At 71.4% G+C, this 13,942-nt stretch carries 11 protein-coding genes; 5 read left to right on the top strand and 6 right to left on the bottom strand.

Features of this window, described 5'->3' with window-relative positions:
* From Q9R28_RS01735 to Q9R28_RS01720, 4 genes are all read left to right on the top strand, one after another.
* Entirely contained in the window at positions 1 to 582 is a 582-nt protein-coding gene (locus Q9R28_RS01735) for a DUF3000 domain-containing protein (RefSeq protein ID WP_066654075.1), read from the top strand.
* A 29-nt stretch (positions 583 to 611) separates the two neighbouring features.
* Positions 612 to 1,850, top strand: a complete 1,239-nt coding sequence (locus tag Q9R28_RS01730) for an HRDC domain-containing protein (RefSeq protein ID WP_374109574.1) — start codon at positions 612 to 614, stop codon at positions 1,848 to 1,850.
* A 126-nt stretch (positions 1,851 to 1,976) separates the two neighbouring features.
* Positions 1,977 to 3,188, top strand: coding sequence for a thiolase family protein (locus tag Q9R28_RS01725; RefSeq protein ID WP_311205346.1), 1,212 nt, complete (start codon positions 1,977 to 1,979; stop codon positions 3,186 to 3,188).
* Between the two features lie 2 nt (positions 3,189 to 3,190).
* Complete coding sequence (locus Q9R28_RS01720) at positions 3,191 to 5,329, top strand: 3-hydroxyacyl-CoA dehydrogenase NAD-binding domain-containing protein (protein WP_251154995.1); 2,139 nt, start codon at positions 3,191 to 3,193, stop codon at positions 5,327 to 5,329.
* 190 nt (positions 5,330 to 5,519) lie between these two features.
* On the opposite strand, the gene dxs is transcribed toward Q9R28_RS01720, so the two are convergent.
* From dxs to dut, 5 genes are all read right to left on the bottom strand, one after another.
* Positions 5,520 to 7,454 carry a 1-deoxy-D-xylulose-5-phosphate synthase gene (gene dxs, locus Q9R28_RS01715; protein WP_271826546.1) on the bottom strand — a complete coding sequence of 645 codons (1,935 nt, stop codon included), beginning with the start codon at positions 7,452 to 7,454 and terminating at the stop codon, positions 5,520 to 5,522.
* A 187-nt stretch (positions 7,455 to 7,641) separates the two neighbouring features.
* Positions 7,642 to 10,479, bottom strand: coding sequence for an aconitate hydratase (locus Q9R28_RS01710; RefSeq protein ID WP_066654071.1), 2,838 nt, complete (start codon positions 10,477 to 10,479; stop codon positions 7,642 to 7,644).
* 128 nt (positions 10,480 to 10,607) lie between these two features.
* Positions 10,608 to 11,324 carry a DUF3159 domain-containing protein gene (locus tag Q9R28_RS01705; RefSeq protein ID WP_066658133.1) on the bottom strand — a complete coding sequence of 239 codons (717 nt, stop codon included), beginning with the start codon at positions 11,322 to 11,324 and terminating at the stop codon, positions 10,608 to 10,610.
* A 248-nt stretch (positions 11,325 to 11,572) separates the two neighbouring features.
* Positions 11,573 to 12,295 carry a DUF3710 domain-containing protein gene (locus Q9R28_RS01700; protein ID WP_235426579.1) on the bottom strand — a complete coding sequence of 241 codons (723 nt, stop codon included), beginning with the start codon at positions 12,293 to 12,295 and terminating at the stop codon, positions 11,573 to 11,575.
* Complete coding sequence (gene dut / locus Q9R28_RS01695) at positions 12,292 to 12,786, bottom strand: dUTP diphosphatase (RefSeq protein ID WP_066654069.1); 495 nt, start codon at positions 12,784 to 12,786, stop codon at positions 12,292 to 12,294. Before dut ends, Q9R28_RS01700 begins: the two co-directional genes overlap by 4 nt.
* 77 nt (positions 12,787 to 12,863) lie before the next feature.
* Here dut and Q9R28_RS01690 point away from each other — a divergent pair, with 77 nt between their 5' ends.
* Positions 12,864 to 13,295: a DUF3093 domain-containing protein gene (locus Q9R28_RS01690; RefSeq protein ID WP_066654067.1), complete on the top strand. Its 432-nt coding sequence runs from the start codon at positions 12,864 to 12,866 to the stop codon at positions 13,293 to 13,295.
* A 274-nt stretch (positions 13,296 to 13,569) separates the two neighbouring features.
* On the opposite strand, the gene Q9R28_RS01685 is transcribed toward Q9R28_RS01690, so the two are convergent.
* Positions 13,570 to 13,869 (bottom strand): DUF4193 domain-containing protein, encoded by a 300-nt coding sequence (locus Q9R28_RS01685; protein WP_066658128.1) that lies wholly within the window; start codon positions 13,867 to 13,869, stop codon positions 13,570 to 13,572.
* Positions 13,870 to 13,942: the final 73 nt, after the last annotated feature.

Below are 13,942 nucleotides of genomic sequence, written 5' to 3'. Positions count from 1 at the left end.
GTGTCCGAATCCCGAGAGCCCGAGGCCTTCGAACGCCTGCGCGCGTTCGTCGCACCGGGCCGGACCCGCACCGAGACGACCGTCACCGAGATCCCCTCGCCGTCACGCATCGCACCGCACTCGATCGCCCTCGCGGCGGACGTGTCGGGCGCCGTGCACGGCATCGACTCCGACCTCGGGACCGGCCGGTTCATCGCCCTGTACGACCCTGCAGAACCGGAGGGCTGGGGCGGCGCGTTCCGCGTCGTGACCTTCGCCCAGGCACCGCTCGAACCGGAGATCGGCGTCGACGAGTTCGTCGCCGACGTGACGTGGAGCTGGCTCGTCGACGCGCTCGCTGCCCACGGTGCGACGTACGACCGGGCGTCGGGCACGGCGACCAAGATCATCTCGCGCGGCTACGGCGACCTCGCGGCCCAGGGCGACGGCGCACAGCTCGAGCTCCGGGCCTCGTGGACGCCCCGCGACGAGGACCTGACCGCGCACGTCGAGGCCTGGGAGGAGATCGTCGCGATGCTCGCGGGGCTCCCTCCGGCGTCCGACGGCGTGACCCTGCTGGCCCCGAGGAGGACCACGAAGTGACCGACCCCGCCAGCCAGGCCCGCGACGCCGTGTCGGGCGCCTCGGCCGACCCCGCGTTCGAGGACGCGCACGCCACCGTGCGCGTGATCGAAGACCGCGACGAGTACCTGCAGGCGGTCGACGCGATCGCCGCCGGACACGGCCCGGTCGCGGTCGACGCGGAGCGTGCGAGCGGCTACCGGTACTCGCAGCGCGCCTACCTCATCCAGGTCTTCCGCCGCGGTGCGGGCGCCTTCCTGTTCGACCCGATCGCGATCGGTGACTTCGCGGAACTGCAGGCCGCGATCGTCGACGAGGAGTGGCTGTTCCACGCCGCCTCGCAGGACCTGCCCTGCCTGCAGGAGGTCGGCCTCGTCCCGACCCGCATCTTCGACACCGAGCTCGGTGCCCGCATCGCCGGGTTCCCCCGTGTCGGTCTCGGCGCGGTGGTCGAGCAGCTCCTCGGCATCACGCTCGCCAAGGCCCACTCCGCCGCCGACTGGTCGACGCGTCCGCTCCCCCAGGCCTGGCTCGTCTACGCCGCGCTCGACGTCGAGCTGCTCCCCGACCTGCGCGACGCCCTCGCCGCGGTGCTCGACGCCGCCGGCAAGTCGCGGATCGCCGCCGAGGAGTTCGCCGCCGTCCTGACCCGCGCCCCGAAGCCCCCGAAGGCCGAGCCGTGGCGTCGCCTGTCCGGCATGCACGCGCTCCGCGGCGCCCGGGCCCTCGCGATCGCCCGGTCGCTCTGGACCGCACGCGACGCCTACGCCCGCCAGGTCGACACCGCCCCGGGTCGCATCGTGCCCGACTCGGCCATCGTCGCCGCAGCGGCGGCGAACCCGACCTCGAAGGCCGAGCTGAGTGCCGTGAAGGCCTTCACCGGCCGAGCGAGCCGGTCGGAACTCGACCGCTGGTGGGCCGCCGTCGAGGAGGGGCGCACGACCGAGGACCTGCCGAAGCTCCGCGGCACCGGCGAGGCCACGCTCCCGCCGCCCCGCGCGTGGGCGGACCGCAACCCCGAGGCCGACCGCCGCTACAAGGCCGCTCGCGCCGCCGTCGTCGCGCGTGCCGAGGAGCTCGACGTCCCCGTCGAGAACCTGCTCACCCCGGAGACCCTCCGGGTGGTGTCCTGGGAACCGCCGACACCGATCGCGACCGAGACCGTCGGAGCCGCCCTTGCCGGGCACGACGCCCGCCCGTGGCAGGTCGAGGAGACGGCGTCGATCATCGCGCACGCCTTTGTCGACGCCGCACAGCAGCCTGCTGCCGAGAGCAACACCGGCTCGTAGGAACACCCCAACCGGCATGCGCTCGCCCAGGCGGCGGGCATAGCGTCGGTACCGTCGCCGGGCTCGGCCCGGCCGGTCGGGGCGGAACGTGCCCCGACTCGATCGAAGAGGATCTGGAGGCCCGGATTGGCCAGAGCAGCAGACGTCGTGTTCGTGGACGGTGTGCGCACACCGTTCGGACGAGCCGGTGAGAAGGGGGTGTTCTGGAAGACCCGCGCCGACGACCTCGCGGTCCACGCGATGCGCGGTCTGCTCGACCGGAACAGCCAGCTCGACGGCGCGGCGGTCGACGACGTCGCCGTGGCCGCCACCACCCAGCAGGGCGACCAGGGCCTGACCCTCGGCCGCACGGTCGGCATGCTCGCCGGGCTGCCGAAGTCGGTCCCGGGCTACGCCATCGACCGCATGTGCGCCGGTGCCATGACGAGCGTCACCACGCTCGCCGGCGCGATCGCCTTCGGCGCCGCCGACGTCGCCATCGCCGGCGGCGTCGAGCACATGGGCCGCCACCCGATGGGCTTCGGCGCCGACGTGAACCCGCGCTTCGTCGCGGAGCGCATGGTCGCGACCGACGCGCTGGTCATGGGCAGCACCGCCGAGCGACTGCACGACCGCTTCCCCGCCATCACGAAGGACCGCACGGACGCCTTCGCGGTCCAGTCGCAGCAGCGCTACGCCGCCGCGTGGGCTACCGGCAAGCTGCAGCCCGACGTGGTCCCGGTCGAGGTGAACACCGGCGAGGGCTGGGACATCGTCACGGCGGACGAGCCGCCGCGTCCCGGCACCACCCTGGAGGCCCTGGCTGCGCTGCGCACACCGTTCCGGCCCCACGGACGGGTCACCGCCGGCAACGCGGCCGGTCTCAACGACGGCGCCACCATGAGCCTCCTCGCCTCCGAGGACGGCGCGAAGCAGCACGGCCTGCCGACGAAGATGCGCATGGTCTCGTTCGCCTTCGCGGGCGTCGAGCCCGAGGTGATGGGCGTCGGGCCCGTCCCCGCGACCGACAAGGCGCTCCGCAAGGCAGGGCTGACGATCGACGACATCGGGCTCTTCGAGATCAACGAGGCGTTCGCCGTCCAGGTGCTCGCCTTCCTCGACAACTACGGCATCGCCCAGGACTCCGCGAACGTCAACGCCTGGGGCGGCGCGATCGCCGTCGGGCACCCGCTCGCGTCGAGCGGCGTCCGGCTCATGAACCAGCTCGCGGCCCAGTTCGCCGAGCGGCCGGACGTCCGGTACGGCATCACGACGATGTGCATCGGCCTCGGCCAGGGCGGCACCGTCATCTGGGAGAACCCGAACTTCAGCAAGAGCGCGGCACGGAAGGCGGCCTGACGATGACCACCACCCCGATCGACCAGCTGACCGAGCTCAGCGCCGACGAGGTCGTCACCCACTCGTACGTCAAGCACGTGCCGCTGCCGTCCGGTGGCACGCTCGCCCTCGTCACGCTCGACAACGGCAAGGACTACAAGCGCCCGTCGACCCTCGGCCCGCGCACCATGCGCGAGCTGTCCGACGTGCTCGACACGCTGCGCGCAGCGGCCTCCGCCGGGAGCATCCAGGCGGTCGCGATCACCGGCAAGGAGTACTGCTTCGCCGCCGGCGCCGACCTGTCGCAGGCGGCAGCGCTCCCCTCGCGCGAGGTCGCCCACGAGCTCGGCGCCCTGGGACACGCGACGCTCCGCAAGCTCTCCGACCTCGGTGTGCCGTCGTTCGCCTTCGTGAACGGCATCGCGCTCGGTGGTGGGCTCGAGATCGCCCTGCACTGCACCTACCGCGTGTTCTCCTCGGCGGCGCAGGGCATCGGGCTGCCCGAGGTCTTCCTCGGCATCATCCCCGGCTGGGGTGGCGCCACGCTGCTCCCCCGCCTGATCGGTCCCGAGAAGGCGCTCCGCGTCATCGTGGAGAACCCGCTCAAGAACAACCGGCTCATGGACGGCAAGGCCGCCGTCGAGCTCGGCATCGGCGACGCGCTCATCCCCTCCGTGACCTTCCTGCCGTCCGCGGTCGCGTGGGCCGACGGGGTCGTCAGCGGCCGCACGAAGGTCAAGCGCGCGAACGAGCCCGGCATGCTCGAGAAGGCCGCCTGGGGCACGGTGGTCAAGGTGGCGCGACAGCAGGTGGCCTCGAAGATCGGAACCGTCCCGAAGTCGCCCTTCCGTGCGCTCGACCTCGTCGCCGCAGCGAAGTCGGGCTCGCTCGACGACCGGTTCGCCGACGAGGACGACGCCCTCGCCGACCTGCTCGCCGGTGACCAGTTCGCCGCGTCGATGTACGCGTTCGACCTCGTGCAGAAGCGCGCGAAGAAGCCCGTCGGCGCTCCCGAGGGCGTCGAGGCGAAGAAGATCACGAAGGTCGGCGTCCTCGGCGCCGGGCTGATGGCGTCGCAGTTCGCGCTGCTGTTCGCCCGCCGTCTCGGCGTCCCGGTCGTCATCACCGACGTCGACCAGGCCCGTGTGGACGCCGGGGTCGCGCGCATCGCCGGTGAGGTCGAGAAGCTCCGCGAGAAGGGCCGCATCTCCCCCGACGACGCGAACCGCATCACGGCGCTCGTCAGCGGGTCGGTGTCGTACGACGCGTTCGCCGACGCCGACTGGGTGATCGAGGCCGTCTTCGAGGAGATGTCGGTCAAGCAGGACGTCTTCCGGAAGATCGAGCAGGTCATCGCGCCCGACGCGATCCTGGCGACGAACACCTCGTCGTTGTCGGTGGACGAGATGGCGTCGGTGCTCGAGCACCCGGAGCGCCTCGTCGGCTTCCACTTCTTCAACCCGGTGGCCGTGATGCCGCTGCTCGAGGTGGTGCGGGCCGACGAGACCTCGGACGAAGCGCTCGTCACCGCACTCGCGGTCGCGAAGACCCTGAAGAAGACCGCGATCATCACCGCCGACCAGCCGGGCTTCGTCGTCAACCGCGTGCTCGCTCGGGTGCTCGGCGAGGCGATGCGCGGCGTCGAGGAGGGCACGCCCTTCGAGACCGTCGCCGAGGGTGCTGCGCCCCTCGGCCTGCCGATGTCGCCGTTCGAGCTGCTCGAGCTCGTCGGCCTGCCCGTCGGTGCGCACGTGCTCGACTCGCACCACGCGGCATGGCCGGAGCGCTTCTACCCCGGTGACGGCCTGAAGCGGATCGCGGAGCACGGCACGATCCTGACCCGCGACAAGAAGGGCACCGTCACCGGGTACGACCCCGCCGCCGTGAAGCTCGTCGCACCGTCGAAGAAGGACGCGAAGCCGATCGACGCGGCGACGATGCAGCAGCGGTTCGAGGACGCCCTGGCCGACGAGGTGCACCGCATGCTCGAGGACCACGTCGTCGAGCACGTCGAGGAGATCGACCTCGGTCTGATCCTCGGCGCGGGCTACCCGTTCCAGGCCGGTGGCATCAGCCCCTACCTCGACCGCTCCGGCGCCTCGGAGCGCGTCTTCGGCAGCACGTTCCACACCCCGGCGATCGTCGGCCCCGCCTCGCGCTAGCCGCCGGCTCGGCCACTCCGCACGACCGGAAGCACCTCGCGCCACGGGAACCCGTGGCGCGAGGTGCTTCCGGTCGTGCTGCGGCACGCCGAACCACGCGCCGGCAGGCCGGCACACCGAACCACGCGCCGGCACGCCGAACGGTGCCGCGACTCGCGCCGGTGCCGCGCCGACCGGCGCCGCACGAGCCTCAGTGGTCGGCCGACTCCCGCGTCCGCGCCGGCTTCGCCTGGGGCAGCTTCGTGCCGACCACCTGGTCGATGACGTCCCGCGCGATCGCCTGCGCCGTGAGCCCCACGTCCGACAGGATCTGCGACCGCGAGGCGTGGTCGATGAACTCGTCCGGCAGCCCGAGCTCGTTCACCCCGGTGTCGACCCCCGCGGCACGCAGGTCCTGCCGCAGCCGGGTCCCGACTCCACCGACGCGGACGCCGTCCTCGATCGTGATGACGAGCCGGTGGTCGCGCGAGAGGTCGATGAGCGAGGTCGGGATCGGCACGACCCACCGGGGGTCGACGACCGTGACGCCGATGCCCTGCGATTCGAGCAGCCCGGCGGCTTCGAGCGCGACCGGCACCATCGAGCCGACGGCGACGAACAGGACGTCGGGTTCCTGCCCCTCGGACGGGTCCCGCAGGACGTCCACGCCGTCGTGCAGCCGACGGATCGCCGGGACGTCCGGTCCGACGGATCCCTTCGACCAGCGCAGCACCGTCGGGGCGTCGTCCACGGCGACGGCCTCGCGGAACTCCTCGCGCAGCGTCGCGGCATCGCGCGGTGCGGCGATGCGGATCCCGGGGACGACCTGCAGCAGCGCGAGGTCCCACATCCCGTGGTGCGACGGCCCGTCCGGCCCGGTGATGCCCGCGCGGTCGAGGACGAACGTCACGCCGGCACGATGGAGCGCCACGTCCATGAGCACCTGGTCGAACGCCCGGTTGAGGAAGGTCGCGTAGAGCGCCACGACGGGGTGCAGCCCGCCGTAGGCGAGCCCCGCCGCGGTCGTCACCGCGTGCTGCTCCGCGATGCCGACGTCGATCACCCGGTCGGGGTGCTGCTCCTGGAAGCGGTGGAGCCCGGTCGGTCGCAGCATGGCCGCGGTGATCGCGACGATCCGCTCGTCGGCCGCACCGACCGACGCCAGCTCCGAGGCGAACACCGACGTCCACGAGGGCCCGGACGACACGTCGAGCGATTCCCCCGTCTCGGGGTCGATGTGCCCGACGGCGTGGAACTGGTCCGCCTGGTCGCGGAGCGCCGGCTCGAAGCCGTGGCCCTTCTCCGTGATCGCGTGCACGATGGTCGGCGCGCCGTAGGCCTTCGCCTGCCGGAGCGCCGCCTCGACGGCCCGCTGGTCGTGACCGTTGACCGGCCCGATGTACTTGATGTCGAGGTTCGAGTAGAGCGCCTCGTTGTTGGTGAAACGCGCCAGGAACCCGTGGAGTCCGCCACGGACCCCCCGGTAGAACGCACGACCCGGCGCACCGAACCGCGAGGCGACGGCCTGCGACTTCTCGAACAGCGCCCGGTACTCACGGCGGGTGCGCACCGAGCTGAGGAAGCGCGCCATGCCCCCGATCGTCGGCGCGTAGGACCGACCGTTGTCGTTGACCACGATCACCAGGCGGCGGTCGTTGCTGTCCGAGATGTTGTTGAGCGCCTCCCACGTCATCCCGCCGGTGAGGGCGCCGTCACCGACGACGGCCACGACGGTGCGGTCGTCCTGCCCGGTCTGCCGGAAGGCGCGGGAGATCCCGTCGGCCCAGGACAGCGACGAGGACGCGTGCGAGGACTCGACGATGTCGTGCTCCGACTCGCTCCGCTGCGGGTAGCCGGCCAGCCCGCCGCGCTCGCGCAGCTTCGAGAAGTCCTGCCGCCCGGTGACGAGCTTGTGCACGTAGGACTGGTGCCCGGTGTCGAAGACGAACGGGTCGTGCGGCGAGTCGAACACGCGGTGCATCGCGAGCGTCAGCTCGACGACCCCGAGGTTCGGTCCGAGGTGCCCGCCGGTCTTCGCGACCTCGGCGACGAGGAACCGTCGGATCTCGGCGGCGAGCTCCGTCATCTGTGCGTCGGACAGACGCCTGAGGTCGCGCGGCGACGTGATGCTGCTCAGCAGGCTCACGGGCGCTCCTTTCGTGGGGCAGGTCCCCACACTATCCGCGCGACCGGGACACGGACGGGAGGCGCGTGGCGGCCCCGCCACGCGCCTCCCGTCCGTCCGGTCGCACTCCGCAGAACGCAACGAAGGCGGTCCCGCACAGCGCTGTGACGCTGCGCGGAACCGCCTCGGTTGCGTTTCGTGGAAGGGATCAGACGAGCGAACGGAGCACGTACTGCAGGATGCCGCCGTTGCGGTAGTAGTCCGCCTCACCGGGGGTGTCGATGCGGACGACCGCGTCGAACTCGACCGTCTGCTTGCCGGCCGGCGAGTGCTCGCTCGGCTCCGCGGTGACGTGCACGGTCTTCGGCGTGCGGCCCTCGTTCAACTCGGTGAGCCCCGAGATCGAGACGACCTCGGTGCCGTCGAGACCGAGCGACTCGACCGTCTCACCCGCCGGGAACTGCAGCGGGACGACACCCATGCCGATGAGGTTCGAGCGGTGGATGCGCTCGAAGCTCTCGGTGATGACCGCCTTGACGCCGAGCAGGTTCGTGCCCTTCGCCGCCCAGTCGCGCGACGAACCGGAACCGTACTCCTTGCCACCGAAGATGACGAGCGGGATGCCCTGCTCCTGGTAGTGCTGCGAGGCGTCGTAGATGAACGACTGCTCGCCGTCGGGCGTCGTGAAGTCGCGGGTGTAGCCGCCCTCGACGCCGTCCAGCAGCTGGTTCCGCAGGCGGATGTTCGCGAACGTGCCGCGGATCATCACCTCGTGGTTGCCGCGACGCGAGCCGTAGGAGTTGAAGTCCTTGCGGTCGACGCCGTGCTCGTCGAGGTACCGACCGGCCGGGCTGTCGGCCTTGATCGAACCGGCGGGCGAGATGTGGTCGGTCGTGACCGAGTCACCGAGCTTCGCGAGCACGCGGGCACCGGAGATGTCGGAGACCGCGTCGGGCTGCATCGTCATGCCCTCGAAGTACGGGGGCTTCCGGACGTAGGTCGACTCGGTGTCCCACTCGAACGTGTCGCCCGTCGGGGTCGGCAGGTTCTTCCAGCGGTCGTCGCCCTCGAACACGGAGCCGTACTCGTGGGTGAACATCTCGGTGTCGATCGACGTGTCGATCACGTCCTGCACCTCGGCCGCGTCGGGCCAGATGTCCTGCAGGTAGACGTCGTTGCCGTCCTGGTCGGTGCCGAGGGCGTCCTTGTCGAAGTCGAAGTGCATCGACCCGGCCAGGGCGTACGCGATGACCAGCGGCGGCGAGGCCAGGTAGTTCATCTTCACGTCGGGGTTGATCCGGCCCTCGAAGTTGCGGTTGCCCGAGAGCACCGCGGTGACGGCGAGGTCGTTGTCCTGCACGGCCTGCGAGATCTCCTCGGGCAGCGGGCCCGAGTTGCCGATGCAGGTGGTGCAGCCGTAGCCGACCGTGTAGAAGCCGAGGTCCTCGAGGTAGCTGGTGAGCCCGGCCTTCTCGTAGTAGTCGGTGACGACCTTCGAGCCCGGCGCGAGGGTGGTCTTCACCCACGGCTTGGCCTTGAGGCCCTTCTTCGCGGCGTTCCGCGCGAGGATGCCGGCGGCCATCATCACCGACGGGTTCGACGTGTTCGTGCAGGAGGTGATCGCGGCGATCGCGACGGCACCGTGGTCGATCGTGAACGTGTCGCCGTCGGCCACGGAGACCGACGTCGGCTTCGACACCGTGCCGGGCGCGCTCGAGGCGTGCACGGGGACCTCGGACGCGGGGGCGTCCTGCAGGTCGTCGACGGCGTGCTCGTCACCGGGCGCGGCGGCGACCGGGTCGGACGCCGGGAAGGTGTCCGCCACGGCCTTGTCCTCGTGCGTGTGGTCGATGCTCGCGTAGTTGGCGAGGTCGACCTCGAACTGGTCCTTGGCCTTCGACAGCTCGATGCGGTCCTGCGGGCGCTTCGGGCCGGAGATCGACGGGACGACCGTCGAGAGGTCGAGCTCCATGTACTCGGAGTACGCGGGCTCCACCGACGGGTCGTGCCACAGGCCCTGGGCCTTGGAGTACGCCTCGACCAGGGCGATCTGGTCCTCGGACCGGCCGGTCAGGCGCAGGTAGTCGAGCGTGACGGAGTCGACGGGGAAGATCGCGGCGGTGGAACCGAACTCCGGCGACATGTTGCCGATGGTCGCGCGGTTCGCGAGCGGGACCTCGGAGACACCCTCGCCGTAGAACTCGACGAACTTGCCCACGACGCCGTGCTTGCGGAGCTCCTGGGTGATGGTCAGCACCACGTCGGTCGCGGTGACGCCGGCGGGGATCGAACCGGACAGCTTGAAGCCGACGACCTTCGGGATGAGCATCGACACGGGCTGGCCGAGCATCGCGGCCTCGGCCTCGATGCCGCCGACGCCCCAGCCGAGCACGCCGAGGCCGTTCACCATGGTGGTGTGCGAGTCGGTGCCGACGAGGGTGTCCGGGTACGCGTAGAGCTCGCCGTCGAACTCGCGGGTGTACGTGACCTTCGCCAGGTACTCGATGTTGACCTGGTGCACGATGCCGGTGCCCGGCGGGACGACCTTGAAGTCCTCGAACGCGGTCTGGCCCCAGCGGAGGAACTGGTAGCGCTCCCCGTTGCGCTCGTACTCGAGGTCGGTGTTGCGCTGGAGGGCGTCCTCGCGGCCGAACAGGTCGGCGACGACGGAGTGGTCGATGACCATCTCGGCCGGCGAGAGCGGGTTGATCTTGTTCGGGTCGCCGCCGATCTGCGCCATCGCCTCGCGCATGGTGGCGAGGTCGACGATGCACGGGACGCCCGTGAAGTCCTGCATGACCACGCGGGCCGGCGAGAACTGGATCTCGGTGTCCGGCTCGGCCTCGGGTTTCCAGGAGCCGAGCGCGCGGATCTGCTCCTCGGTGACGTTCGCGCCGTCCTCGGTGCGGAGCAGGTTCTCGAGCAGCACCTTCAGGCTGTACGGGAGCTTCTCGTGCCCCGGCACCGTGTCGATCCGGTGGAACGCGTAGTCGACACCCCCAACCGAGAGCGTGTCCTTCGAGCCGAAGCTGTTGACTGCAGCCACTGTGCCGCCTCCCTACTGATCGGTGTGCCCTCATCATCGCGGGCGTCGGAACGTCCCACCAGCAAGGCAAACCTAATCCCGACGATGCTGGCGCGCCCCCGGGAAACTGTCTCGATGTCGAGACAACTCTACACCGCGGCGGTGTCCTCCCGACGCACGAACACCGTGCGGACGAGCAACCACGTGACCCACAGCACGGCCGCGTAGAGCGGGACGCCGAGCACCAGCTTCACCGCGGCGAGGAGCTCGACCTGCGCGGTCAGGTACAGCGGTACCTCGACGGCCAGCCGGAGCGCGAAGAGCCCGACCCAGATCCACGTCGCCACCGTGAGCACCCGGCGCTTGGTGGGGTCGGCACGCCAGTCGACGTGGGAGCCGTCCTCGTCCGGCGGGAGCAGGAAGCCGACCACGACGCCGATCAGCGGCCACCGGATCGCCAGGGTGACGAGCAGTCCGACGAGCCACACCGAGTTGATGACGATGCCGGGGATGAAGTTCGTCTCGGCCCGGCCGGTGACCAGCGCCAGGACCGCCGAGACGACCACGCCGGCGATGCCCGCGAAGGACATCACGAGCGACTGCCGCTGCGCCAGACGGACCACCACGAACACGAGCCCGACGAGCACCGGGATCACGACGCTCGGCACGAGCTCCTTCGTGATCGCGTAGACGACGAGGAACGCGAAGCCGGGCAGCACCGACTCGGCGAGCCCGCGCACGCCGCCGACCGCACCGAGCAGCGCACGGCCGGAGGGCGCCTCGCCCGGCGCGACCCGGGCGATGCCGGCGTTCTGCACCGCCGCGCGGAACTGCGCCGAGAACGACGGCACGGCGTCCTCGTCCACGGAGTCGTCACCAGCCGTCCGGGCCGGGGCCGTCCGTCCAGCCGGGACGGCCGGCCCCGGCCCGGTCGGACCCGCGCCCGCACCGGGCGTCGGCGGGCCCGCGACCGGGCCGGCCGGCACCGCGCCCGCGGCCGTCCCGTCGACCGGAGCCGCGCCCTGGTCGCTCGCGTCCGCGGGACGGGGGGTCTCGTCGTGGTCCGGCACCGTGCCTCCAGGCCGTGTCGTGGGTCGTTCGTCGCGGACGGTCGTCAGACGGCGGTCTGCGTCGACTTGGGCATGTGCAGCGGGATGAGGTCGCGCGGCGGCATCGGCGTCGTGCCACGCACGACGACCACGCTGCGGAAGAGCTCCTCGATCTCTGCGGCGTCGTCCGGCTGTTCCGCGGCCTTGCCGGCGATCACGCCGCGCAGGAACCAGCGGGGGCCGTCGACACCGACGAAGCGTGCGGCGCGTGCACCGTCGGTCGCGCCGGAGCCGTCGACGACGACCGGCACGAGAGCGCGGAGCTCGGGACCGAAGGGGCCGTCGACCTCGTCCACGCGGCCGCCCTGCCGCTCGATCTGGTCGGCGATCTGCGCGCGGATCTCGTGCCACAGCCCGGTGGACCGGGGCGCGGCGAAGGGCTGGACCTGGAGCGTGGACTCGTCGTAGTCGAGCCCGACCGCGACGACGCGCTGCGAACCCTCCTCGACCTCGAGGCGCAGGTGCAGGCCCTCACGCGGGAGGACCTTCACGCCGCCCAGGTCGACGTACGGGCGGACCAGGTTCGCCTCGGTCTCGTCGTGCGGGCCGTTGTCGGCACGGTCGGCCGGAGCCGACTTGTCGGTCGGTGCGACCGCGTCCACCTCGTCGAGGTCGGCGTCGGCATCGGTCGCGATGTCGACCTCCGGCGTCGTCCCCGCGATCACGGCGTCGTCGGCGACGGCGTCCGCCACCTCGACCTCGTCACGCTTGCGTCGACCGAACTTCATGCGCCCGTTCCTTCCTGGAAGTCGTCGGCGGCACCGTACAGTGCGCCGCTGCGGTGGTCACCGTAGCCCGAGGAGCCGAAGCCGCCCTCGCCGCGGACACTGTCCGGCAGCTCCTCGACGCGGGTGTAGGTGACCCGCGGCACCGGCATGACGACCACCTGCGCGATGCGGTCCCCCACGTGCACCTCGTACGGCTCGGACGCATCGGTGTTGAGCAGGGCGACCCTGACCTCGCCCCGGTAGCCGGAGTCGACGGTGCCGGGGGCGTTCACGATCGTGATGCCGTGCTTCGCCGCGAGGCCGCTCCGGGGCACCACGAAGGCGACGTGGCCGTCCGGCAGCGCGATCCGGAGCCCGGTGCCGACGAGACGGCGCTCCCCCGGCTGCAGCACGAAGGCCTCGGTCGAGACGAGGTCGGCTCCGGCATCACCGGGGTGGGCGTGGACGGGGGCGTTCTCCCCGGTCCAGAGCACGTCGACTGGTTCGGTCACGAGACGAGGGTAGTGCACGCGCGTGGTCGTTCCGTGACCGTTCCGTGACCTGCCCCGACTCGTGGTGGGATGGAGGGGTGACCGTGTACCGCGAACGACTCTGGGCCCCGCCCGCCCTCTACCTGGCGACGGCGCTCGTCATCCCCGCGAGCCTGCTCGTGTTCCTGCCGATCAGCGTCCTGGCGGGCGTCCTCGTGGCGATCGGCATGTACCTCGGCGTGGTCGTGCTGCTCTGGGCGCTCGCCCCGACGATCGAGGTCACCGACACCGAGTTCCGCGCCGGCCGTGCACACCTGCCGCGGACGCTCGTCGGCGAGGCCACCGCACACACCGGCGCCGAGGCCACGACCCAGCGCGGTCCTGCGCTCGACGCCCGCGCGTGGACGCTCTTCCGCGGGTACGTGCGCGGGGTCGTGCGCGTCGAGGTGACGGACCCGGCGGACCCGACGCCCTACTGGCTGGTCAGCGCGCGCAACCCGCAGGCCGTGGTGGACGCCCTGCGTTCCTGACGCTCCGGGCGCGCGGGCCGGGAGGCTCGCGCCGCCCCCGCCCCGCCCGTTCCTTCCCGCAACGGGTGCAGGAGGAAGCGGTTCCGGGCACACCTGGTCGTTCCGGAAGACCAGGTACGCCCGATCCCCCCAGGTACGCCCGATCCGACCAGGTACGCCCGCTTCCGCCAGGTGCGCCCGCCCCAGCCAGGCACGCCCGCGCCCGCCCTGCGCCGCAACGCGGAACGGCCCGCCACCCACGAAGGGTGACGGGCCGTCCCGGTGGAGCTGCGACTCAGAGCGCCGCGCACTCCGCGCACACGGGGCCGAGCTTCGACTCGTGGTCGAGCTGCGAACGGTGCTTCACGAGGAAGCACTCGACGCAGGTGAACTCGTCCACCTGCGGCGGCAGCACGACGACGTCGAGGTCGACGTCGCTGAGGTCCTGTCCAGCGAGCTCGAAGCTGCCGGGGTTGTCCGAATCATCGTCGACGACCCCCGACATCTTGTCGGGAACGCGCTCCTTGAGGGCCTCGATCGACTCCGAGTCAGAGGATTCGTCGGTCTTCCTGGGGGCGTCGTAATCGGTGGCCATGCCCATCCGTTTCTCGTGTCGAGAGGTCGTCGCCGGTGATCGGCGGCGACAGTTTGCACCACGACCCGCGAGA

Source organism: Curtobacterium sp. BRD11 (assembly GCF_031844345.1).
GTDB lineage: Bacteria > Actinomycetota > Actinomycetes > Actinomycetales > Microbacteriaceae > Curtobacterium.
Note: the sequence above shows the minus strand (reverse complement) of the source record. Positions and strands in the feature narration are given on the sequence as shown.

Excerpts from the sequence above, each read along its gene's own strand:
- Q9R28_RS01720 (WP_251154995.1), top strand. The coding sequence starts at position 3,191 with ATGACCACCACCCCGATCGACCAGCTGACCGAGCTCAGCGCCGACGAG.
- Q9R28_RS01700 (WP_235426579.1), bottom strand. The coding sequence starts at position 12,295 with ATGAAGTTCGGTCGACGCAAGCGTGACGAGGTCGAGGTGGCGGACGCC.
- Q9R28_RS01685 (WP_066658128.1), bottom strand. The coding sequence starts at position 13,869 with ATGGCCACCGATTACGACGCCCCCAGGAAGACCGACGAATCCTCTGAC.